Raw genomic sequence first — 20,952 nt, 5'->3', positions numbered from 1 at the left:
CCCAGCGCCCCGATGGCCTCCAGCCGCTCGCGCGCCGCGCTGCGGTCGCGCCGCGGCGTGAGCAGCCAGCGGCGCAGCATGCGGCTGCCCATGCCGCTCATGCAGGTGTCCAGCAGCGAAAAGAGCGTGGGCGCCGCCTCGCCGCGCAGCGTCTGCACCAGCTCCAGGTTGCGGCGCGTGGTGGCCGGCAGGTCGATGAATTCGTCGTTGCGCTCCACAGCCAGGCGCTGCACATGCGATAAGGCACGGCCCTGCGTGTGCTCCGCGTAGCCCAGCAGGGCCGACGCGGCGGCCTGCGCCTGCGCCAGTTCCTGCGCATTCCAGGCCGACAGCGTGGCGGCGCCCATCAGCTCGGACAGGCGGCGCTCGCCCAGGCCCGTGTCGAACTGCCAGGCCGGCCGCAGGGTGAGCGTGAAGGGCGCGGCGCTGGCGGCGTTGCGCGCCTCTTTCAGGCGCTGCTCGAAGGCGGGCGTGACCTCGGCGCTGTACACCACCTCGGTGGGGCCGATGCGGGCCAGCCAGGCTTCCAGCTCGTCGGCCTCGAATTCGGCCAGGTGCATCTGCGCACCGGTCACGCTGAGCCAGGCCGCGCCACACAGGTTGCGGGCGCCGGCGTGCACGGCCAACAGCAGCGCCTCGGCCTTGTCGCTGAGCAGCTCCGCCTCGGTCAGCGTGCCGGGCGTGACCACCCGCACCACCTTGCGCTCCACCGGGCCTTTGCTCGCGCCCACTTCGCCCACCTGTTCGCAGATGGCCACCGACTCGCCCATCTTGATGAGGCGCGAGAGGTACGCGTCCACCGAATGGAAGGGCACCCCGGCCATCACCACCGGCGCACCGGCCGACTGGCCGCGCTGGGTGAGGGTGATGTCGAGCAGACGCACCGCCTTTTCCGCGTCCGCGTAGAACAGCTCGTAGAAATCGCCCATCCGGTAGAAGAGCAGGGTGTCGGGATGGTCCGCCTTGAGCTGCAGGTACTGCTGCATCATCGGCGTGTGCGCACTGAGGTCCAGGGCGGCGGTGGAAGTCATCTTCGGAAAAATCTCGGGCGATATCGAACAGCCTGAGACTATACGGGGCGCCCCCGTTGGCCCTTGCCCTTGCGCCCTTAAACTGCCCCGCATGCGCACCCAGTACTACACCGCCGCCAGCCTCGACGGCTTCCTGGCCACCGAGGACCATTCGCTGGAATGGCTCTTCCCGCTGGTCGACATCCAGGACACCAGCCTTCCCGAGTTCATGCAAGGCGTGGGGGCGCTGGCCATGGGGTCGTCCACCTACGAGTGGATGCTGCGGCACGTGGTGAACGCGCCGGGCGGCGGCGCGCCCTGGCCCTATGCGCAGCCCACCTGGGTGTTCAGCAGCCGCCAGTTGCCGGCGGTGCCGGGCGCCGACATCCGCTTCGTGCGCGGCGATGTGCGGCCGGTGCACCAGGCCATGCAGGCCGCCGTGCAGGGCACGGGCAAGAACATCTGGCTGGTGGGCGGCGGCGAACTGGTGGGCCAGTTCTACGATGCCGGCCTGCTCGACGACATCATCGTGCAGGTGGGCTCGGTGACCCTGGGCAGCGGCCATCCGCTGCTGCCGCGCCGCATTGCCCAGCCCCGGCGGCTCGAGCTGACGGCCGTGAAGCGCTTCGGCCCCGGCATGGCGGAGCTGCGCTACGAGGTGCTGCGTGAAGGCGCGCCGGGGGCCGAGCGCGCGTGACGTCCCTGTTCCTCAAATGCCTGCTCGGCGCGCTGGCGGTCCTGGTGATCGCGCTGCTGTCCAAGACGCGCAATTTCTTCATCGCGGGCCTGGTGCCGCTCTTTCCCACCTTTGCGCTCATTGCCCACTACATCGTCGGCACCGAGCGCTCGGTGGCGGATTTGCGCACCACCGCGCTGTTCGGCCTGTGGTCGCTCATCCCCTATGCGGTGTACCTCGCAGCGGTCTACTGGCTCAGCGTGCGCTATTCGCTGGCCGGTACGCTGAGCCTGGCGACGGGCGCATGGATCGTTGCCGCCCTGGTTCTTCTGTTCGCCTGGAGCCGGGCCTTTCCGGCAGGCGCCTGAAGCCTGCCGGCGGGCTTGGCCGGCTGGGGCGGGTCAGGACGCGATGCCGTGCGCGTCCGCGCCGTCGATCAGGCGTGCGGCCAGCCGGGCTGCCATCTCGAGGCGGCGCACATCGCGCTCGTCCAGCTGGCCGTCCGGTTCGGGATGGAAGAAGCACAGCATGCCCAGGATGTGGCCGCTGGCCAGGCGCACCGGCGCACCGATGCCGGCACTGGCCGGCGTGTCGCCCTGCATGGCCAGGCCGGGCTGCGACGGGTCGGCGATGAAACGCACCTGGAGCTCCAGGTCGGCCTCCAGCAGCCGCACGAGTCCGGCCAGGGCCTGATCGGCCAGGGGCATGAGGGCGATGCCCGCGTCGTCTTCGTCCGGCAGGGGTGAATAAAGCTGTGCGGCCAGTGCGCGGGAGGCATCGATGCTCCTGCGAAGTTGTGGCGCCACGAATCCGTCTGCGAATGCCATGTCAGTTTCCTGGGGTTGTTCTTCTTTGCGCGCCCCATCGGGGGCTGGAAACGTCGGCTCTGCGCAGATTCGGGAAGGCCAAGGCGGGCGCGGGCCGGCGACAAGCCCGCGTTTTTGCCTGAAGGCGGCTTTTGCGTCTTCCCCAAACAAGGGGATGTGGGGAGTCAGGGCGCGATCAGGGCTTGAGCGTCCACTTGCCCGTGGTGCCCTGGCAGAAGGTGTAGACGCCTTCGTCCTTGGTGAACTTGTAGGCGTTGGCAATGCGCAGCTTGCGGCACTTGCGCGGCGCGGCAGCTTCGTCCACGCCCGCCGGGGTGACCGTGCCGGAGGCGCTGGTCTTGTCGTTGGCCCATTCGAGCGCCGGGCCTTCGGCCGGGCCGGCCAGGGCCTTGTCGATGGTGGCGCGAAGCAGCTTGAAGTCGGCCGCATTGAACTTGGCGGCCGGGCTGTTCTTCAGGAACAGCAAGTCGGCGCCCTGGGCGGCAGCCGGCAAGGGTGCGGCGAGGACGGCGGCGGAGATCAGCAGGGGCGCGGCAAATGCTTTCATGAATGGCGGTCTGGAGTTTTTTTCCATGGCCATTGTGCCGCGGCTGCGGGCGCCTGCCCGCAGTACCAAGCAGGGCTACAGATCGACCAGCACCTCGAAGCCGCCGTAGATCATCCGCTTGGCATCGAAGGGCGAGTCCTTGGGATCCATCATGTCCTTCATGCGCGGGTCCTTCATGACCTTGTCGTTGACTTCGTCCCGCTTGGCACGCGACTCGTAGACGATCCACGAGAAGAACACCACCTCGTCGTCCTTGAGCATGACGCTTTGCGGGAACGAGGTGAACTCGCCCGGCTTGACGTCGTCGGCCACGCATTCGCGAAACTGCTGCGCGCCGTGCTCGATCCAGACCTTGCCCGCCTTCAGCGCCATGTCGCGGTAGGCATCCAGGTTCTTGCGCGGCACGGGAACGACGAATCCATCGACATAGGGCATTTCGCTCTCCTTGTTTGGGGCTCGGGATTCAGATGGCGCCGACGCTGCCGGTGACTGGCAGCACGATGCCCGTGATGTAGCTGGCGCAGCACGGCGCGGCAAGGAACACGTAGGCGGGAGAAAGCTCTTCCGGCTGCGCGGGGCGCTTCAGGTCGGTCTTCTCGCCGAAGTGCGCGATGCGCTCGGCCTGCTGGTCGGCCGGATTGAGCGGCGTCCACACCGGCCCGGGCGCGACGGCGTTCACCCGGATGCCCTTGTCCAGCAGGCTGCTGGCCAGCGACTTGGTGAATGCATGGATGGCCCCCTTGGTCACCGAGTAGTCCAGCAGATGCCCGCTGCCTTCCAGCCCCGTCACTGACCCGGTGTTGATGATGCAGGCGCCTTGCTTCAGGTGCGGCACCGCTGCGCGCGCCATGCGGAAGTAGCCGCCGATATTGGTCTGCAATGTCAGGTCCAGGCGATCGTCGCTCACGTCCTCGATCTTCTGCGCGTGCATCTGGAACGCGGCGTTGTTGACCAGGATGTCCAGGCGTCCGAAGTGCTTCACGGCCTGCGCCACCGCCTGGTTGCAGAAAGCGCCGTCGGAAACGTCGCCGGCCATGAGCAGGCAGCGCCTGCCTTCGGCCTCCACGTGCCGCTTTGTCTCTTCGGCGTCCTCGTGCTCGCTGAGGTAGACGATGGCGACGTCCGCGCCCTCGCGCGCAAAGAGCACCGCCACCGCGCGCCCGATGCCGGAATCGCCGCCGGTCACCAGCGCGCACATGTCCTGGAGCTTGCCGCTGCCGCGATAGTCGGGCGCCAGGAAGCGCGGCCGCAGTTCCATCTGCGCCTCGATGCCGGGCTTTTCCAGGCGCTGCGAGGGCATCGGGTTCTCCGGCTCCTCGCGATGGCCGGCCTGCATCGGCTGCTTGGACTTGCCGGCTTTCCCGGCCTTGGCGCTGCTGCGGTCCTTCGCATCCTGCTGGCGCTGGACCTTGCGATGGTGTTCGACCACCGCGCTGGTCTTGCTGCGCGTTGGCATGCAGCCTCCGCGCTCAGTTCGCCTCGTGGCGCTTGCGCGTGGCCGCAGCCTTCTTGGCCGAAGCGGAGCGAGCCGCCGCCGGCCGTGATGCCGCGGCACGGCCGCCCAGTCGCCCGCCCTTGCGCGAAGCACTGTGGTTCTCGGGCTTGCCGCGCCCCGAACCGCTTTTCTCGCCGCCACCGCTTTCCTTGTTCACGGTGGCCCAGGCACGCCGCTCGGCTTCCTTCTTGCCGACGCCGCGGTGTTCATAGCCTTCCTCGATGTGCTCGGCCTTGCGTTTCTGCTTGTCCGAGTAGGCCGACTTGTCGCCTCTGGGCATGATGAATCTCCTTTGCAACTGGCAGGAACTCATGCTGCGCCGCGGCCCAGGTGGCGGATGTAGGAGCAGCGCGCGCCTGCCGGTCGGGCCAGGCCTTCGGCGCCGCCGGCCGCGTCAGGGCTGGTAGCCGGACTTGCGAACCACCGGTGCCCACTGCTCGCGGAAGGCCTTGAGCATCGCCGCCGTCTGCGCCTGGGTGGAGGCCACGGGCGTCATCATCGAGTCGTGGAAGGCCTTGACGGTGGCCGGGTCCTTCATCACGTCGTGGATGGCCTTGGACAGCAGCGCCACCTTGGCCGGCGGCATGCTGGCCGGGGCAAAGAAGGTGTTCCAGCCGGTGGCGGCCAGGTCCAGCCCGGCTTCCTTGAAGGTGGGAATGTCCGGCGCAAAGGGCGAGCGCCGGGTGCCGGAAATCGCCAGGATGCGCAGCTTGCCGGCCTGGTGCTGCGGCAGGGCCACGTCGAAGGTGTCGAAGGCAATGGGGACCTGCCCGCCGATCAGGTCGTTGAGCAGCGGCGCCGAGCCGCGATAGCCCACCACCTGGCCCTGCACGCCGGCCTTCTCGGCCGTCATGAGCGCGAAGAAGTGCGGCAGGCTGCCGGTGGCCGGCACGCCGAAGTTCGATTTCTCGGGATTGGCGCGCATCCAGGCCAGCAGGTGCGGCAGTTCCTTGACCGGCACCGCGGTCGAGACGGACAGGGCGAACTCGTAGTCGTTCACGTGCGAGACCGGCACGAAGTCCTTGTCGGGGTCGTAGCCGCTGTCCTTGAAGACCAGGGGCGCGACCACCATGACGGCCGGGTTGGCCAGCATGAGCACGTTCTGGCCCGCCGGGGTGCTCTTGACCTGCTGCGCGGCCAGGCGGCCGCCGGCGCCGGTCTTGTTGTCGACCACCACCGGCACACCCAGCTTGGGCGAGAGCTTGTCGCCCACGATGCGCGCCACCTTGTCGGAAGCGCCGCCGGGCGCAAAGCCCACCACGATGCGCAGCGGCCCGCCTTCCAGGGTCTGGGCCGACAGGCCGGGGCTCGCCGCGGCCAGGGCGGCCAGGCCGAGGCCGCCGATCAGGGTGCGTAGGGTCTTGCGCAGGGGCATGGTGCGATCTTTCCTCGTTGGGTGTTCCGGGCGGCGCGTGGCGCCGCCCGCCACTGTAGGGGCGCGACAATCGATTGATCAAATCAACTGCTTTGCGGAGTTACCCCGATGGCCCAGAAGCCCTTGCCCGGCGCAGGCCCCGTGCTCGACGACCTGCTGCTGTACCGCCTGAGCCGCCTGCTGGCGGTGGGCGGCAGCCCGGTGATCCGGCTGTGCGAGGGGCGCTTTGGCATCACGCGGCGCGAATGGCGCCTGCTGGCCACGCTGGTGGAGCACGGCGGCAAGGGCCTGGGGTCATCGCAGCTGGCCGAGCTTGCGCAACTCGACCGGGCCCGCACCTCGCGCGCGGTGGGGTCGCTGGCGGCCAAGGGCCTGATCCTGCGCAGCCAGCCGGGCGGGGACAAGCGCCAGGTGATGCTGCGGTTGACGGAGGCGGGCCGGGCCATCCACGCCGAACTCTTTCCGATGGTGCGCGAGATCAATGCGCACCTGATGGCCGCCCTCACGCCGCAGGCGGCCGAGCAGTTCGACGAAGCGCTGGCGCGGCTGCAGGCGCGGGCCGAGGCGCTGCTGCCGGCAGTCGCCGACCTGCCCAAGGCCGGCCGCGGCAGGCGCGCGGCATCGGGCGCCTGAGCCCGGGCGGCTATCGTGCGGTGTTTCCGTACCTGGGTTGCGCTGCCGCCAGCGGCGCATCGCCCCGCACCGCCTCCTGCCGCAGCGCGGCCGGCGACAAGTTCGCGTCCTGGCTCAGGCGCATCTGCGGCAGATGCTGCGGATACTCGCGCTGCATGAAGCTGATCAGGCCTTCGCGGATGCGGCAGCGCAGCTCGAAGGCCAGCCCCGACGTCGCAGCGGTGGCCAGCGCACGCAGCTGCATCGTCCGCTCGGTGATATCGGTCACCTGAAGGGTGAAGCTGCGGCCGTCCCACTCCGGCGCGGCCCGCACGATGCGCTCGAGTTCCGTGCGCAGCGGCTCGACGGGCATGCCGAAATCCACGTAGAAGAAAGCCGAGCCCAGCAGCTGCGAGCTGCTGCGCGTCCAGTTCTGGAAAGGCTTCTCGATGAAGTAGGTCAGCGGCAGGATCAGGCAGCGCTCGTCCCACAGGCGCAGCACCACGAAGGTGCCGGTGATTTCCTCCACGCGGCCCCATTCGCCCTCGACCACCAGCACGTCGTCGATGCGGATGGGCTGGGCCAGCGCCAGCTGCAGCCCGGCGATGAGGTTGCTGAACACCGGCTTGGCCGCCAGGCCCGCGACGATGCCGATCACGCCCGCCGAGGCCAGCAGGCTGGCGCCCACCTGCCGTGCACCCGGAAAGGTCATCAGCATCAGCGAGGCGGCGGCGATCAGCACCACGCAGATGGCCGTGCGCGCCAGCACACGGCCCTGGGTGTGCAGCCGCCGCGCCTGCAGGTTGTCGGCCACGGTGGCGGGGTACTTCGACAGAAAGCCCTCGGTGAAGCCGTTGATGGCGCGCACCGCCAGCCACGCCACGCCCGCGATGAGCAGCAGCCCGTTGAGGTGCCGCACGCTGCCCAGGCCGCGCAGGTCCTCCGGCGCGGCCTGCCAGACCATCTGCAGGCCGATGAGCGGCAGCACCCAGCGTGCCGCCGGCCGGCACTTGTCCACCATGCCGTACAGGCCCGGCAGCGGCCGCGTGAGGCGCAGCAAGAGCATGCGGGCGATGCGATGGACCACCAGCGCCACGAGCACCGCAACGACCGCCGCCGTCAGCGTGGGAAACCAGGGATGGGAAAGAATGACTTGCGCGCTCATGACGAACTCCGAGTCGATTGCAGCACGCGAGTTGCATCTTCGCGCAGCTGCAGCGCAATGCGCGTGGCGAAATCCAGGCGGCGCAGCAGCCAGGGGCTGACGTCGCTCTCGAAGGGGTCGGGCAGCGAGATGGGACCACCGGCGCTGGGCATGGCCGGAGCGATGTCGCTCATCGGACCCAGGGCCGCTTCGTCGAGCGGTGCGGTCAGCGACTTCTCGATGCGCTCGGCGGTGCGTTCAAGGGGGCCTTCGATGTCGGCGGGCGTGAGGCGGTCGCGCCGCAGCACCAGCATCGACTTCACCGCGCTGAGCTGCGCCAGCAGCTGGTAGCTGTGCGCCTGCAGGTATTCCAGCGGCGCCAGCGGCGGGCGCACGGCGCGCGGCTCGGAAATCGAGCGCTGCGTGGCCTGCACCAGCGCCGAGAGGCTGTCGTAGGCCTCGCGCCGGGCCAGGCGCCAGGCCAGCTCGGGCGTGTCGTCGGCCGCGCGCAGCTGGCCCAGGCCGAGTGCGAGCCTGGCGTGCCGGGCCTGTGCGCGCAGGGTGCGGCTGACCAGCGCCGGCAGCTGGTGGCGCTCCCACGAAGGCAGCACGTAGCAGAAGGCCCAGGCCAGACCGGCACCGATCAGCGTGTCGGCAATGCGCTCGAACAGCGCGAAGGTCGGGGCCATGCCGGTGTTGAGCATGTGCGCCTGCACCAGGCCCAGCACGGTGGCGGCCACGGCGGTGATGAGGTAGCGGCGGATGGCGAAGCCGTGCGCCACCGCCTGCGCGGCCGTCACGCACACCAGCAGCGCGAGTGCCGAGGGGTGCGCCGAAAGCAGCGCACTGGCCAGCACGCAACCCAGCAGCGTGCCGGCCACGCGGTGGTTGCGCCGCTCCAGTGTCTGCGAGAGGCTGCCGCGCAGCACCACCACGATGGTCAGCAGGATCCAGTAGTCGTGCGAGCCCCAGGGCAGCGCCAGCGCAATGCCGTAGCCCGCGGCGATGGCGAGCATGGCCCGGATGGCATGGCGCAGCGGCGGCGCGTCCCAGCGCCAGACCTTGAAGAAGGGCGCGAGCGACCAGTCGGTGGGGCTCACGAACATCTTCCAGCCCGCGCGCACCACGGCCAGGTCGGGTGCGCTGTCGCCGCGCGCGAGGGAGGTGAGGCGCAGCACGTCGTCGTTCAGGTGGCCGATGCGGTTGGCCATGCCGCGGGCCAGCAGGGCCGGCGTGGGGCCCATGCGGCCGTCCGCGCCCGGGCCTTCGTCCTGCGGCATGCGGATACTGGCCAGCAGCGGCCGGCGGTCCAGCGGCGGTTCGGGCTGGCGGCCCAGCAGCAGCGCGTCGGCCAGCGCGGCGGTTTCGCCGGCCAGCTCTTCCATGATGAGGCGCATCTCGCGCAGCACCTGCGCGCCGCCGGGATGGACGATGAGCGCTTCCAGGTCGAGCTCGGTCGCCACCAGGTGGTCGCGCATCTCCAGCGCGATCATCAGCATGCCCGCCAGCTGCTGGCGGCGCGGGGTGCGGGGCGACTCGAGCACGATGTCGCGCGCGGCCTGCAACTGGTCCGCCAGCGCGGCCTGGTCGCGCAGCAGCTGGCCGAGCAGCGGCGCGCTCACCTCGCGCACATCATCCGTCTCGCTCGGGGCACAGAATTGCCGGGCCTGCGTGCGCATCAGCGCCGCGAGCGCGAACAGCACGTCGGCCGTGAACTGGACGCGGTAGCGCGCATTGAGCGCCGAGTTGGCCAGCACCGCCCAGACGATGTACAGCCCGGCGCCCAGCCCGAAGTGCCAGGTGTTGACCCAGGCCAGGCGCCAGTCGGGCTGCGCCGGCGTGGCCATGGAGAAGATCATGGAGAACATCACCGCGATGGCGATCGGGATGCCTCGCTTGCCCCAGGCCATGGCCAGGAAGGCCAGGAAGGTGGCCGGCACCAGCAGCAGGCCCAGTTCCAGGGGCCGGGCGTGCAGCACCTGCACGGCGAAGAACAGCGGCAGGCCAAGAAAGGGCGCCGGCAGCATTGTGTAGAACTTGCCGCGGCGGGGGGCGGCCAGGTCGGGCGGCGCGCAGACCAGCACGCCCACCGAGGCGGTGGCGCCGGCCACCGGGCCGAGGAAGTAGTGCACCGCGGCCGAGATCAGCGCCAGGCCCAGCGCAACCGAGATGCCGTTGGTGACGTAGTAGCTCAGGGCAACGCGCATCGCCGCGCGAGCCCGACGCGCCGCGGCGCGTTGCGCCTGCATCACTTAGCGGAGGTCGGGTCCGAGGGAGCCGCACCGGGGGTGCGGGCGCGGGTCAGCTTGCGCGGCGCGGGCGCGGCGGCGGCCGGCGTTTCGCTTTCGGCGGCGGCGTCCGCTTCGCCCTGCTGCATCGAGACGGTGCTGCGGGCGTACACGTCGGCATCGGCATCCTGCACATGGCCGCCCTGGCGGGCGGCGCTGGCGCTCACGTCGCGCATGCGGTCGGACGCGCGCAGCTTCTCGTCCACGCCGGCGAACTTGGAGTACTTGGCCAGCAGCGGCACCAGCTGGCCGTACACGCGCGGCGCACCAGCCAGGCATTCGCGCTGCTCGAGGAAGTCGGGCTCGCCGGTGAAGTTGCCGATCAGGCCGCCGGCCTCGGTCACCAGCAGCGAGCCGGCCGCCACGTCCCAGATGTTCAGGCCCGTCTCGAAGAAGGCGTCGGAGAAGCCGGCCGCCACGTAGGCCAGGTCCAGCGCGGCGGCGCCGGGGCGGCGCAGGCCGGCCGCGCGCGGCATCAGGTCGGCCATGATGGCCAGGTACTGCTTGAAGTTGTCGCCCGTGCGGAACGGAAAGCCCGTGGAAATGAGGCATTCGTTCAGGCGCACGCGCTTGCTCACGCGGATGCGCCGCTCGTTCATGTAGGCACCACGCCCCTTGGTGGCGGTGAACAAGTCGTTGCGGGTGGGGTCGTAGATAACGGCCTGCTCGATCTTGCCCTTGACCGAGAGGGCGATCGACACGCAGTACACCGGGAAGCCGTGGATGAAGTTGGTCGTGCCGTCCAGCGGATCGATGATCCACACGTAGTCGGAATCCTGCGCGCCGTGCTGGCGGCCCGATTCTTCCGCCAGGATGCCGTGGCCGGGGTAGGCGGTCAGCAGCGTCTCGATGATGGCTGCCTCGCTGGCATGGTCGACCTCGGTGACGAAGTCGTTGACCTGCTTTTGCGAGATGCGCACGGCTTCGACGTCGAGCGCGGCGCGATTGATGATGGCGCCGGCGGCGCGGGCGGCCTTGATGGCCACGTTGAGCATGGGGTGCAGGTTGGACGACATGAATTTTTTGAAGAGCAGGCGAGGCAGGAGGCCGAAAGCAGCCCGGCGATGCGGGCGGCGACAATTGGGGTGATTTTACCCGGCCACCCCCTTTCGGGTGCCTTTCCGTTCTTTTGCCCCCCGATGCGAACCCGATTCATCCTGATCCAGACCAGCCATGCCGGCAATGTCGGCGCCGCGGCGCGCGCCATGCGCACCATGGGCTTCGACGACCTGGTGCTGGTGGCGCCGCGCTGGGCCAACGTGCTGCGCCGGGAAGAAACCATCCAGCGCGCCAGCGGCGCCCTGGACGTGCTGAACAAGGCGCGCATCGTGCAAACGCTGGACGAGGCGCTGGACGGCGTCACCCACCTGTGCGCCACCGCCATGATCGCTCGCGACTTCGGCCCGCCCACCCGCAGCCCGCGCGAGCACCTCATGCCGCTGGCGCAGCAGAAGGACCAGCACGTGGCCTTCCTGTTCGGCTCCGAGCGTTTCGGCATGCGCAACGAGGATGTGTACCGCTGCAATGTGGCGCTGCGCATTCCGACCGACCCCAGCTTCGGCTCGCTCAACCTGGGAGCGGCCATCCAGGTCATTGCCTACGAATGGCGCCAGGCACTGGGCGGCTTCGACGACGCGCTGCCGGCCGGTTTGCCCGAGCCCGCCGCTGCCGACGCGCAGGCTGTGGCCGGCATGCTGGCGCACTGGGAGCGTTCGCTGGTGAGCATCGGCTTTCTCGACCCCAAGGCGCCCAAGAAGCTCATGCCGCGCCTGCAGCAGCTGTTCAACCGGGCCCGGCCCACGGTGGAAGAGATCCACATCCTGCGCGGCATCGCCAAGCTGATGGCCGAACCCCAGCGGCCTGCCACGGAAGCGGAGTCCCCATCCTCTGCAAGCGATAGCGGCCAGCGATAGACTCGCGGCCCCATATCGATATCGCCGAAAGAGCTCAAACAAGATGTTCGACCGCCTGCGCTCCGATATCCGCTGCATCCTCGAGCGGGACCCGGCCGCCCATTCGGCCTTCGAGGTTCTTACGCTCTATCCGGGCCTGCACGCCGTGATGCTGCACCGGCCCGCGCACTGGTGCTGGAACCACGGGCTGCGCTGGCTGGGCAACTTCATCTCGCATTTCTCGCGCTGGCTCACCGGCATCGAGATCCACCCCGCAGCCAAGATCGGCAACCGCGTCTTCTTCGATCACGCCATGGGCGTGGTGGTGGGCGAGACCGCCGAGATCGGCGACGGCTGCACCATCTACCAGGGCGTGACCCTGGGCGGCACCTCGCTCTACAAGGGCACCAAGCGGCATCCGACGCTGGGCCGCGACGTGGTGGTGGGGGCCGGCGCCAAGGTGCTGGGCGGCTTCACCGTGGGCGACGGCGCGCGCATCGGCTCCAATGCCGTGGTGACGCGGCCGGTGCCGGCGGGCGCCACGGCGGTGGGCATTCCGGCGCGCATCATCCCGGCCGGCGAGGCGCAGCTGCGCGACAAGGTGGAGGGGCGCGAAGGCGCGTTTGCCGCCTATGGCGTGACGCAGGGCGACGACCCGCTGTCGCTGGCCATGCGCGGGCTGATCGACAGCGCCGGCGCGCAAGACAAGCAGATTGCCCTCTTGTGGCAGGCCATCGAGAAGCTGTCGCAGCAACAGCGCGATTGCGTGCCCGACGATGCGGCGCGCAAGGAGTGCTTCGAGGCCGAGAAGCTCGCGCAGCTGGTCGGCAAGTAAGGGCGCGACGCCCGGCCTGCGCGCCGGCTGCGCGTCAGCTTTCGAAGGTGCGGATGGCCGCCTTGGGCCGCCACACCTTGCACACCTCGGGATTGCCTTCCAGGTACGGTCCGCCGATCAGGTCGATGCAGTAGGGCACCGCGGCAAAGATGCCCGGCACGATCTGCTCGCCGTTCTCTCCCTTCAGCCCTTCCAGCGTTTCCGCGATCGACTTGGGCTGGCCGGGCAGGTTGATGATCAGGCTCTGGCCGCGAATGACCGCGACCTGCCGCGAGAGGATGGCGGTGGGCACGAAACGCAGGCTGATCTGGCGCATCTGCTCGCCGAAGCCGGGCATTTCCTTGTCGGCCACGGCCAGCGTGGCCTCGGGCGTGACGTCGCGCACGGCCGGGCCGGTACCGCCGGTGGTGAGCACCAGCGAGCAGCCGGCGTCGACCAGCTCGACCAGTGCGCGGCTGATCCGCTCCTTCTCGTCGGGAATCAGCCGCGACTCGAAATGCAGCGGGTTCTTCAGTGCGCGCCCCAGCCAGTCGCGCAGGGCGGGCAGGCCCTTGTCTTCGTACACGCCGCTGGAGGCGCGGTCGCTGATGGAGACGATGCCGATGCGTACGGGGTCGTAGTTCATGCGTCTTCCTCGCGCGATTGTTCGGCCGCTTCTTCGGCATGGTCGCTGCCCCCGTGCGCCGCCAGCTGCGCGCGCACGACCTGGAAGATTTCGCGGTAGGCGCGGCCTTGGCGCGGCGCCTCGCCGGGCGGGCCGGCCTTGAGGTCCTTGCGGGCCTGGCGGACCAGGGCGCGCAGTTGCTGGGCGTCGGTGGCCGGATGCGTCTCGATCCAGCCGCCCAGCGCATCGTCGTCGACGATCAGGCGGTCGCGCCACAGTTCGGCCTCGTGCAGGGCGAGCGTGGCTTCGGCGCTGGGGCGGTCCTGTTCGGCCAGGGCGGCGCGGATCGCGTCCAGCGTCTCGGGCTCCTGCAGTCTCATCTGCTTGCCGATGAACTGCATCTGGCGGCGCTTGCCTTCGAAATTGGTGATGCGCTTGGCTTCGACAATGGCTTCGCGCAGCTTGTCGCTGATCGGCAGGTCGTTGAATGCGGCGGCGCGCAGCTTGAGCAGCGCTTCGCCGAGCGCCTGCAGCTCGGCGCTCTCGCGCTTGAGGTCGGTCTTGCTGACATCGGTGCCCTTGAGCTCGCGCTTGAGCTCCTGGTCGAGTTCGCTGCCTTCGGCCACGAAGTGGCCGCGCACGAAGTAGCCTTTTTTGGGTTTGCGGGGCATGGCGGTCTGGTTTCCTGAAAGGGCCCGGGCCGGGCAGCGCGCGGTCGGCGCGGCCGGGTGGGCGCAAGTATCATTGTCCTCCACATGTCATCTACCTCTACCTCGCGTGCCGAGGGCGGCTTTGCCTACAGCCGCTCCTACTTCGAAAACCTGGTCGATACCGCCTTGGCGCATGCCAAGAAGCTGGGGGCCACCGATGCCGGCGCCGAGGCCTCCGAGGGCTGCGGCCTGAGCGTCTCGGTGCGCAAGGGCGAGTTGGAGAACGTCGAGCGCAACCGCGACAAGTCGCTGGGCGTGACCGTGTACGTGGGCCAGCGCCGCGGCAACGCCAGCACCTCCGACTTTTCAGAAGGCGCCATCAAGCAGACCGTGCAGGCGGCCTACGACATCGCCCGCTTCACCGCCGAAGACCCCGTGGGCGGCCTGCCCGACGAGGAAGACATCGTGCGCGAGCAGCCCGAGCTGGATCTGTTCCATCCCTGGGCCATCACCAGCGAAGAGGCGGCCAGGCTGGCGCTGGAATGCGAGGCGGCGGCCCTGTCCACCGACAAGCGCATCACCAACAGCGAAGGCGCGGGTGTCTCCGCGCAGCAGAGCCATTTCTTCAGCGCGCACACGCACGGTTTTCGCGGCGGCTATGCCAGTTCGCGCCATTCGATCTCGGTGGCACCCATCGCGGGGCGCGGCGACGACATGCAGCGCGACGCCTGGTACAGCTCCATGCGCTCGGCGGGCGAGTTGGCCAGCCCGCAGGCGGTGGGCCGCTATGCCGCCGAGCGGGCGCTCAGCCGGCTGAAGTCGCGAAAGATCAAGACCACCGAATGCCCGGTGCTGTTCGAGTCGCCGCTGGCGGCGGGCCTGCTGGGCTCGCTGGTGCAGGCCACCAGCGGCGGGGCGCTCTACCGCAAGAGCAGCTTCCTGCTCGACTCGCTGGGCAAGAAGGTGCTGGCCGACCACATCAGCGTCGACGAAGATCCGCATGTGCGGCGCGGCAAGGGCAGCGCGCCTTTCGACGACGAAGGCGTGGCCACCAAGGCGCGCAAGATCGTCGACGGCGGGCGGCTGGAGGGCTACTTTCTATCGACCTACTCGGCGCGCAAGCTGGGCATGAAGACCACCGGCAACGCCGGCGGCTCGCACAACCTCGTGTTGCATTCGTCGCGCACGCGTCCGCAGGACGACCTGGACGCGATGCTCGAGAAGCTGGGCACGGGCCTGTTCGTCATCGAGCTGATGGGGCAGGGCGTGAACTACGTGACCGGCGACTACTCGCGCGGCTGCAGCGGCTTCTGGGTGGAAAAGGGGCGCATCGCCTTTCCGGTGCAGGAGATCACCATCGCCGGCAACCTCAAGGACATGCTGCTGGGCATCGAGGCGGTGGGGGCCGACGCTTACACCTTCGGCGCCAAGACCACCGGCTCCATCCTGATCAACCGAATGAAGGTCGCAGGGTCCTGACAGCCCCCCGGCTTTTCACTCCCTTCGGTCGTGTAACTCCACCCCCCAGGGGGGAGACCCCACCTGGGGCCCGGCGGAGCCGGTTCCCCGGTGCGGGACTGGCCTAGATCCGTTGCTCGGCCAGGGTGCGCCAAGCTTCGCGCACCCGCACGATGGCCTGGAGATACGGCTTGGCAAAGCCCACCGGCTCCTGGTCGTGGGCGAGCCAGGAGAAGCTGAACACCAGGCCGTCTTCCTCGGGGCTGCCGTGCGCCACGTGGTCGAAGGTCTCGGGCAGCGGGCCCTGGGCCTGCATCAGGAACAGATGCCACAGCTGCGCGTGGCGGTGCTTGTTGCCTTCGATGCCGGCCTCGCAGTGGCGGTCCAGGGTGCCCAGCGGCACCAGCTCGCCGGTGTAGTGGATGCCGGATTCCTCCAGCAGCTCGCGGCGCACCGCGTCTTCCGGGGACTCGCCCGGTTCGATGGTGCCCTTGGGCAATTGCATGCCGCCGTCGGCCGGCTGGTAGAACACCAGCAGCCGGCCCTGGGCATCGACCAGGCAGGCGCAGGCCTTGAGGATGGGCTCGGCGTTGGCGCTCATGCCGGCGCCGCTCAAGCGCCGGAGAGTGCTGCCTTCACCGCGGCGCTGACCTGGCCCATGTCGGCCTTGCCGGCCAGGCGGGTCTTCACGGCACCCATCACCTTGCCCATGTCGCCGGGGCCCTTGGCGCCCAATTCGGCGACGATGGCCTTCACCTCGGCGGCGATCTCGTCGGCGCCCATGCGCTGGGGCAGGTAGGCGTCCAGCACCTTGATCTCGGCCGCTTCCTTGTCGGCCAGGTCCTGGCGGCCGCCCTGGGTGAAGGCAGCGACCGAGTCCTTGCGCTGCTTCACCATCTTGTCGATGACGGCGACGATCATGGCGTCGTCCAGCTCGACGCGCTCGTCCACTTCCTTCTGCTTGAGCGCGGCCATCAGCAGGCGGATGGTGGCGAGGCGCTCGGAGTCCTTGGCACGCATCGCCGTCTTCATGTCTTCGGTGATCTGGTCCTTCAGGCTCATGGCGTTTTCCTTTTCTTTTATCTGGCAGGCAAGAATGACAAGAGCCGCGGCAGGACGTTCCTGGCGCGGCTCGAAACCGGCGACGGCGGCTTCAGGAAAGAAGGGCCGTCGTGGCGGGGCAGCTTAGTACAGCTTCTTGGGCAGCTGCATGCTGCGCACGCGCTTGTAGTGGCGCTTGACGGCCGCGGCCTTCTTGCGCTTGCGCTCGGCGGTGGGCTTCTCGTAGAACTCGCGGGCACGCAGGTCGGTCAGCAGGCCCAGTTTTTCGATGGTGCGCTTGAAGCGGCGCAGCGCCACGTCGAAGGGCTCGTTTTCTTTAACGCGGATGGTGGTCATTTAGCTCGGTTTTTGAAACAGGGGGCCCAGGCAAGATCGTGACCCGGGCGGGGGTTCCTCAACTGAAAACTGGTGCGGCCGTTGAGGTAGGGCCAAAAGTTAGCCGCGCATTATAACCTGCGCGCGCCAGCTCGGTCGACCCCCGTCTTTCCCCGGCCCTCAGGCAGCCTGGCGGCCCCGCTGGTTGGACGCCACCACGTTGTCCTTGGGCAGGGCCTCCTGCCTAGCCACGGCGGCGATCCAGTCGGCGGTGGAGGCCACGGCGGCGAAATTGCTGTGGAACACGACGCTGAGCACCCGATGGATCTCTTCCGCGCTGGCCCGGCCGGCGGCGTTGGCGTAGGGGAGGGAGCCGGTCGCGTCCGCCAGGAACTCCATCGCCAGGCCGCGGTGCATTCCCTCGTACACCGTCGATGCGTTGCAGTTGTGCGTCATGTAGCCTGCGATGGTGAGCGTGTTCACCCCGTGCGCTTCGATCCAGGCGGCGAAATCGGTGCCGGTGAAGACGCTTGGCAGGGTCTTGGTGATCAGGTGGTCGCGTGCCCGGCCGGCGACTTCAGGATGCAGCTGGCCGCCGTGCTTGTCGGCCTGGAACACCGGTGCGCCGGCCGGCGCATGGTGCTGCACCACCACCACGGGCACGCCGGCGGCGCGGGCGGCGTCCATGGCGCGGGTGATGTTGGGCAGGGTGTCCGAGATCGGCGGGTACTCGATGGGCAGGCCGCCGCCCTCGAAGTATTCGTTTTGCACGTCGATGACGACCAGGGCGCGGCGGGGAGAAGAAGACATCGGCTTTGGCTCGCAAGTGGTTGCAGGAGCCTGCATTCTTGGCGATTGCGCGGGCCGCGCACAGCGGGCCGCAAGACATGGACCGATCAGATTCGGACATTGCCTGTGCATGCCCCGGTCCCGCTGCAGCGATGCCGGCTGCGTACGCTTACTGCTGCGCGGCCAGGGCCTCGGCGCAGGCATGCGCGCTGGCCCACGCCCACTGGAAGTTGTAGCCGCCCAGCCAGCCGGTGACGTCCACCACCTCGCCGATGAAGTACAGGCCGGGCTGCTTCGACTCCATGGTCTGCGACGACAGCTCGCGCGTGTCGATGCCGCCGGCCGTGACCTCGGCCTTCTTGTAGCCCTCGGTGCCGCTGGGCGTGATCTGCCAGCGGCCGATGCGCTCGGCCAGCTGCGCCAGGGCCTTGTCGGCCGCCTCGTTGATGGGGCGGGCCAGTGCGGCGTCCTGCCCGACCCAGGCGTCGGCCAGGCGCGCCGGCACCCACTGCGCCAGTTCGTTGGCAATGCGCTTCTTCGAGCGCGCCTTGGCGTCACGCAGTTCCGCGTCGACCTGCACGCCGGGCGCGAAATCCAGGGTGAGCGGCGAGCCGGGCTTCCAGTAGCTGGAGATCTGCAGCACCGCCGGGCCCGACAGGCCGCGGTGCGTGAACAGCAGGTCTTCATGGAAGCTCATGCGTTCCTTCTTGGCGCCGGTCTCGATCTGCACCGGCAGCGCCAGGCCGGCCAGGTCGGCATAGGGCGCCCAGCCTTCGCCGGCGAAGGTGAGCGGCACCAGCGCCGGGCGGGGCGCCACGACACGCAGGCCGAATTGCGCCGCGACGCGGTAGCCGAAGTCGCTGGCGCCGATCTGCGGAATCGACAGGCCGCCGGTGGCCACCACGAGCCGGGGTGCGCGCACTTCGCCGCGGGATGTCTGCAGCCGGTAGCCCTCGCCGGCCTCGAATTGCACCTCGCCCACCTTGCACGGCTGCCAGTGGGCCACGTTGCCTGCGGCGCATTCGGCCAGCAGCATGTCGATGATCTGCTGCGACGGGCCATCGCAAAAGAGCTGTCCCTTGTGCTTCTCGTGGTAGGCGATGCCGTGTTTTTCCACCAGGCCGATGAAGTGCTGCGGCGTGTAGCGCGACAGGGCCGAGCGGCAGAAATGCGGGTTGTCGCCCACGAAGTGGCGCTGCGGCGCGCGCAGGTCCAGGTCGCGGTTGGTGAAGTTGGCCCGCCCGCCGCCCGAGATGCGGATCTTCTCGGCGATGCGCTCGTTGTGGTCCAGCAGCAGCACGCGCAGCCCGCGCTGGCCGGCGTGCGCTGCGCAAAAGAGGCCCGCGGCGCCTGCGCCGATGACGATGGCGTCGAAGACGCGGTTGACTTCCATGTTTGCTGATTCGCCGCCGATGCTTTGGAGGCCGAGCATTCTAGGGCGGCCCTGCTTTGCTCCCTCCCCCGCTGGGGGAGGGTTGGGGTGGGGGCCGGCGCGGCGCTCGATAGCGATGCGGTGTGTGCCCCCATCCCGGCCTTCCCCCGGCGGGGGAAGGGGGAAGTCGCGTCAGGTGCCGAAGCGTTGGGCTTCCAGGCCTGCGGCCGCAGCGCCCTTGAGCACGTCGCCCACCACGATGATGGCCGGGCTGCCGATGCCCGAGTCGGCCAGCGCCTCGTGCATGCGCGCCAGCGTGCTCAGCACATGGCGCTGCGTGGGCAGGGTGGCGTCCTGGATGATGGCCACGGGCGTCTTGCCCGGCAGCCCCTCCAGCAGGCCCTGCTGGATGTGGGTCGCGCCGGACACGCCCATGTAGATCACCAGCGTCAGGCGCGCCTCGTGCGCCGCAGCAGCCAGCTTCTTCCAGTCGGTGGGATGCTCGGTGGCGCCGTGGCCGGTCTTGGCATGGCCGGTGACGAAGACCACGCCCTGTGCGCGGTCGCGGTGCGTCAGCGGCACCTGCAGCGATGTGACGGCCGCGAGGCCCGAGGTGATGCCGTTGACCACCTGCGCCTCGATGCCCGCCTCGCGCAGGTGCTCCACCTCTTCGCCGCCGCGCCCGAAGATAAAGGGGTCGCCGCCCTTGAGGCGCACCACGTGTTCGCCTTCGCGCACCGCGGTGATCATGAGCTTCTCGATGAAGGCCTGGGGCGTGCTCTTGCAGCCGCCGCGCTTGCCCACGTAGACGATGCGCGCATCGGGCCGGGCGTGCGACAGCACCTCGTCGTTGACCAGGTCGTCGACCAGGATCACGGTGGCGGCCTGGATCGCCTTGGCGGCCTTGAAGGTGAGCAGGTCCGGATCGCCGGGGCCGGCGCCGACCAGCGTGCAGGTGCCTTGAATGGAGGTGAGGTGATTCATCGTCATGCTGCCCTGGCGAGAGGTGTCGTGGTGGCGTGGGCGTCCAGGTCCTGCGGCTTTGTGTCCAGCAGCTGGACCAGCCGCAGCACGTGTTCGACCTGGCGCGAGATGGCATCCGGCGCCGGCAATTGGCCATCGAGTACGCGGCGGGTGTAGTCGACGGTGGATGGCAGATCGATGCCGTCCGGCAGACCCGGCACTCCGTCCAGCGTGCCGGGCGCCTGTGCTTGCAGCTCGATGCGCCGGCCTTGCACGAAGCCGTCCACCTGCGCGGTGCGTCGCGGGTCCGCGACGCTCTCGCCTTCGAGGCCGCGAGAGAGCAGGGCGTTGGTCCGCGTCAGCGCAAAAGTCTCGGCCATCGACTCGGCGTAGGCGGGGTGCGTGTAGCTGCTGATGAGCAATTGCCGGTCGCCATCGGCCGGCAGCAGGAGCTTGACCACGCTGTGGGCGGGATTGCGCAGGCCGACCACCTGGCGCACATCCAGCAGGCGCTTGAGGCCGGGGCACAGCAACTGCGTGCTGACGTGGGCAACTTCGCCTTCCTTCACTTCGCGCACGGAAGCCAGCGCAGCCATGCCCATGGCTTCGAGCAGCGAGGCTGATGTGACGCGGCGCGCCTCGGTCTGGGTGCCGTGCAGCAGCACCGGCAAGCCTTCACGCGCGAGAAGCAAGGCCAGCAGCGGCGTGAGCACCGGCAGCTTGCGCGCGCCGTTGTAGCTGGGAATCACGATGAGCGGCAGCTGGCCATCCGGGGTGTGAAAACGGGTCAGGCGTTCGTGCGTCGCATCGAGAAAGCCGGCCATCTCCTCGGGTGTTTCGCCCTTGATGCGCATCGCCAGGCAGAAGGCGCCCACTTCGAGGTCGGTCACCCGGCCGTCCAGCACCTGGCCGAACAGGTCTTGGGCCTGCTCGCGCGACAGCGGCCGGGCGCCGCGTGCGCCGCGCCCGATTTCCTTGATGTAGTGGCTGATGCTCATGGTGGGTGATTGGCCCTCGATTGTCCCGCAAGGCTTATGC

Annotated in this window: 25 protein-coding genes; 6 read left to right on the top strand and 19 right to left on the bottom strand. The window is 69.2% G+C overall.

What is annotated here, in order from left to right:
• On the bottom strand, positions 1-1,031 hold a 1,031-nt coding region (locus tag VSO01S_RS14035), incomplete at its 3' end, for a MutS N-terminal domain-containing protein (protein WP_506016902.1).
• 91 nt (positions 1,032-1,122) lie between these two features.
• Between VSO01S_RS14035 and VSO01S_RS14030 the strand changes: the two genes are divergently transcribed.
• Positions 1,123-1,707, top strand: coding sequence for a dihydrofolate reductase family protein (locus VSO01S_RS14030; protein ID WP_068643404.1), 585 nt, complete (start codon positions 1,123-1,125; stop codon positions 1,705-1,707).
• Positions 1,704-2,054: a GlpM family protein gene (locus VSO01S_RS14025; protein ID WP_068643402.1), complete on the top strand. Its 351-nt coding sequence runs from the start codon at positions 1,704-1,706 to the stop codon at positions 2,052-2,054. The genes VSO01S_RS14030 and VSO01S_RS14025 overlap by 4 nt, the downstream gene beginning before the upstream one ends.
• 33 nt (positions 2,055-2,087) lie before the next feature.
• Here VSO01S_RS14025 and VSO01S_RS14020 read toward each other — a convergent pair whose 3' ends face one another.
• The 6 genes from VSO01S_RS14020 to VSO01S_RS13995 all read right to left on the bottom strand — a co-directional run bounded on the left by VSO01S_RS14020 (position 2,088) and on the right by VSO01S_RS13995 (position 5,930).
• Positions 2,088-2,513: a GAF domain-containing protein gene (locus tag VSO01S_RS14020; RefSeq protein ID WP_068643400.1), complete on the bottom strand. Its 426-nt coding sequence runs from the start codon at positions 2,511-2,513 to the stop codon at positions 2,088-2,090.
• 175 nt (positions 2,514-2,688) lie between these two features.
• On the bottom strand, positions 2,689-3,060 hold the full coding sequence (locus VSO01S_RS14015; RefSeq protein ID WP_068643398.1) for a hypothetical protein: 372 nt from the start codon (positions 3,058-3,060) through the stop codon (positions 2,689-2,691).
• A gap of 75 nt (positions 3,061-3,135) precedes the next feature.
• Positions 3,136-3,495, bottom strand: a complete 360-nt coding sequence (locus VSO01S_RS14010; protein WP_068643396.1) for a DUF1428 domain-containing protein — start codon at positions 3,493-3,495, stop codon at positions 3,136-3,138.
• A 28-nt stretch (positions 3,496-3,523) separates the two neighbouring features.
• The gene (locus VSO01S_RS14005) at positions 3,524-4,516 is read right to left on the bottom strand and encodes an SDR family oxidoreductase (RefSeq protein ID WP_068643394.1); all 993 of its coding nucleotides are present in this window, start codon (positions 4,514-4,516) and stop codon (positions 3,524-3,526) included.
• Between the two features lie 13 nt (positions 4,517-4,529).
• Positions 4,530-4,835 carry a plasmid stabilization protein gene (locus VSO01S_RS14000; protein WP_068643392.1) on the bottom strand — a complete coding sequence of 102 codons (306 nt, stop codon included), beginning with the start codon at positions 4,833-4,835 and terminating at the stop codon, positions 4,530-4,532.
• 114 nt (positions 4,836-4,949) lie between these two features.
• Positions 4,950-5,930, bottom strand: coding sequence for a Bug family tripartite tricarboxylate transporter substrate binding protein (locus tag VSO01S_RS13995; protein WP_068643390.1), 981 nt, complete (start codon positions 5,928-5,930; stop codon positions 4,950-4,952).
• A 108-nt stretch (positions 5,931-6,038) separates the two neighbouring features.
• On the opposite strand from VSO01S_RS13995, the gene VSO01S_RS13990 reads away from it, so the two are divergent.
• On the top strand, positions 6,039-6,563 hold the full coding sequence (locus VSO01S_RS13990) for a MarR family winged helix-turn-helix transcriptional regulator (protein ID WP_068643388.1): 525 nt from the start codon (positions 6,039-6,041) through the stop codon (positions 6,561-6,563).
• Between the two features lie 10 nt (positions 6,564-6,573).
• Here VSO01S_RS13990 and VSO01S_RS13985 read toward each other — a convergent pair whose 3' ends face one another.
• The 3 genes from VSO01S_RS13985 to VSO01S_RS13975 are packed head-to-tail and all read right to left on the bottom strand — an operon-like array spanning position 6,574 to position 10,990.
• On the bottom strand, positions 6,574-7,707 hold the full coding sequence (locus VSO01S_RS13985; protein WP_084241866.1) for a mechanosensitive ion channel family protein: 1,134 nt from the start codon (positions 7,705-7,707) through the stop codon (positions 6,574-6,576).
• Positions 7,704-9,893: an FUSC family protein gene (locus tag VSO01S_RS13980; RefSeq protein ID WP_245684212.1), complete on the bottom strand. Its 2,190-nt coding sequence runs from the start codon at positions 9,891-9,893 to the stop codon at positions 7,704-7,706. Before VSO01S_RS13980 ends, VSO01S_RS13985 begins: the two co-directional genes overlap by 4 nt.
• A gap of 41 nt (positions 9,894-9,934) precedes the next feature.
• Complete coding sequence (locus tag VSO01S_RS13975) at positions 9,935-10,990, bottom strand: inositol monophosphatase family protein (RefSeq protein ID WP_068643384.1); 1,056 nt, start codon at positions 10,988-10,990, stop codon at positions 9,935-9,937.
• Positions 10,991-11,113: 123 nt separating this feature from the next.
• Here VSO01S_RS13975 and VSO01S_RS13970 point away from each other — a divergent pair, with 123 nt between their 5' ends.
• On the top strand, positions 11,114-11,887 hold the full coding sequence (locus VSO01S_RS13970; protein WP_068643382.1) for an RNA methyltransferase: 774 nt from the start codon (positions 11,114-11,116) through the stop codon (positions 11,885-11,887).
• A gap of 43 nt (positions 11,888-11,930) precedes the next feature.
• Positions 11,931-12,701: a serine O-acetyltransferase gene (gene cysE, locus VSO01S_RS13965; RefSeq protein ID WP_068643381.1), complete on the top strand. Its 771-nt coding sequence runs from the start codon at positions 11,931-11,933 to the stop codon at positions 12,699-12,701.
• A gap of 34 nt (positions 12,702-12,735) precedes the next feature.
• Here the strand turns inward: cysE and mog are convergent, their stop codons facing one another.
• Together mog and yjgA are read right to left on the bottom strand one after the other, a co-directional pair.
• On the bottom strand, positions 12,736-13,326 hold the full coding sequence (mog, locus tag VSO01S_RS13960; RefSeq protein ID WP_068643380.1) for a molybdopterin adenylyltransferase: 591 nt from the start codon (positions 13,324-13,326) through the stop codon (positions 12,736-12,738).
• Positions 13,323-13,976, bottom strand: a complete 654-nt coding sequence (gene yjgA / locus VSO01S_RS13955) for a ribosome biogenesis factor YjgA (RefSeq protein ID WP_068643379.1) — start codon at positions 13,974-13,976, stop codon at positions 13,323-13,325. Before yjgA ends, mog begins: the two co-directional genes overlap by 4 nt.
• An 84-nt stretch (positions 13,977-14,060) precedes the next feature.
• Here yjgA and pmbA point away from each other — a divergent pair, with 84 nt between their 5' ends.
• Positions 14,061-15,434 (top strand): metalloprotease PmbA, encoded by a 1,374-nt coding sequence (gene pmbA, locus VSO01S_RS13950; RefSeq protein ID WP_068643377.1) that lies wholly within the window; start codon positions 14,061-14,063, stop codon positions 15,432-15,434.
• 103 nt (positions 15,435-15,537) lie between these two features.
• On the opposite strand, the gene VSO01S_RS13945 is transcribed toward pmbA, so the two are convergent.
• From VSO01S_RS13945 to ybiB, 7 genes are all read right to left on the bottom strand, one after another.
• Positions 15,538-16,014, bottom strand: coding sequence for an NUDIX domain-containing protein (locus VSO01S_RS13945; protein ID WP_068643376.1), 477 nt, complete (start codon positions 16,012-16,014; stop codon positions 15,538-15,540).
• A gap of 11 nt (positions 16,015-16,025) precedes the next feature.
• Positions 16,026-16,475: a GatB/YqeY domain-containing protein gene (locus VSO01S_RS13940; protein WP_068643374.1), complete on the bottom strand. Its 450-nt coding sequence runs from the start codon at positions 16,473-16,475 to the stop codon at positions 16,026-16,028.
• Positions 16,476-16,598: 123 nt separating this feature from the next.
• Positions 16,599-16,811, bottom strand: coding sequence for a 30S ribosomal protein S21 (gene rpsU / locus VSO01S_RS13935; protein WP_007833691.1), 213 nt, complete (start codon positions 16,809-16,811; stop codon positions 16,599-16,601).
• A gap of 159 nt (positions 16,812-16,970) precedes the next feature.
• Positions 16,971-17,600 carry a cysteine hydrolase family protein gene (locus tag VSO01S_RS13930; RefSeq protein ID WP_068643366.1) on the bottom strand — a complete coding sequence of 210 codons (630 nt, stop codon included), beginning with the start codon at positions 17,598-17,600 and terminating at the stop codon, positions 16,971-16,973.
• 148 nt (positions 17,601-17,748) lie between these two features.
• Entirely contained in the window at positions 17,749-18,972 is a 1,224-nt protein-coding gene (locus VSO01S_RS13925; protein ID WP_068643411.1) for a BaiN/RdsA family NAD(P)/FAD-dependent oxidoreductase, read from the bottom strand.
• A 171-nt stretch (positions 18,973-19,143) separates the two neighbouring features.
• The gene (gene cobA / locus VSO01S_RS13920; RefSeq protein ID WP_068643361.1) at positions 19,144-19,935 is read right to left on the bottom strand and encodes a uroporphyrinogen-III C-methyltransferase; all 792 of its coding nucleotides are present in this window, start codon (positions 19,933-19,935) and stop codon (positions 19,144-19,146) included.
• A 2-nt stretch (positions 19,936-19,937) separates the two neighbouring features.
• The gene (gene ybiB, locus VSO01S_RS13915) at positions 19,938-20,912 is read right to left on the bottom strand and encodes a DNA-binding protein YbiB (protein WP_068643359.1); all 975 of its coding nucleotides are present in this window, start codon (positions 20,910-20,912) and stop codon (positions 19,938-19,940) included.
• Positions 20,913-20,952: the final 40 nt, after the last annotated feature.

This window comes from Variovorax soli NBRC 106424, assembly GCF_001591385.1.
Lineage (GTDB): Bacteria > Pseudomonadota > Gammaproteobacteria > Burkholderiales > Burkholderiaceae_C > Variovorax > Variovorax soli.
Note: the sequence above shows the minus strand (reverse complement) of the source record. Positions and strands in the feature narration are given on the sequence as shown.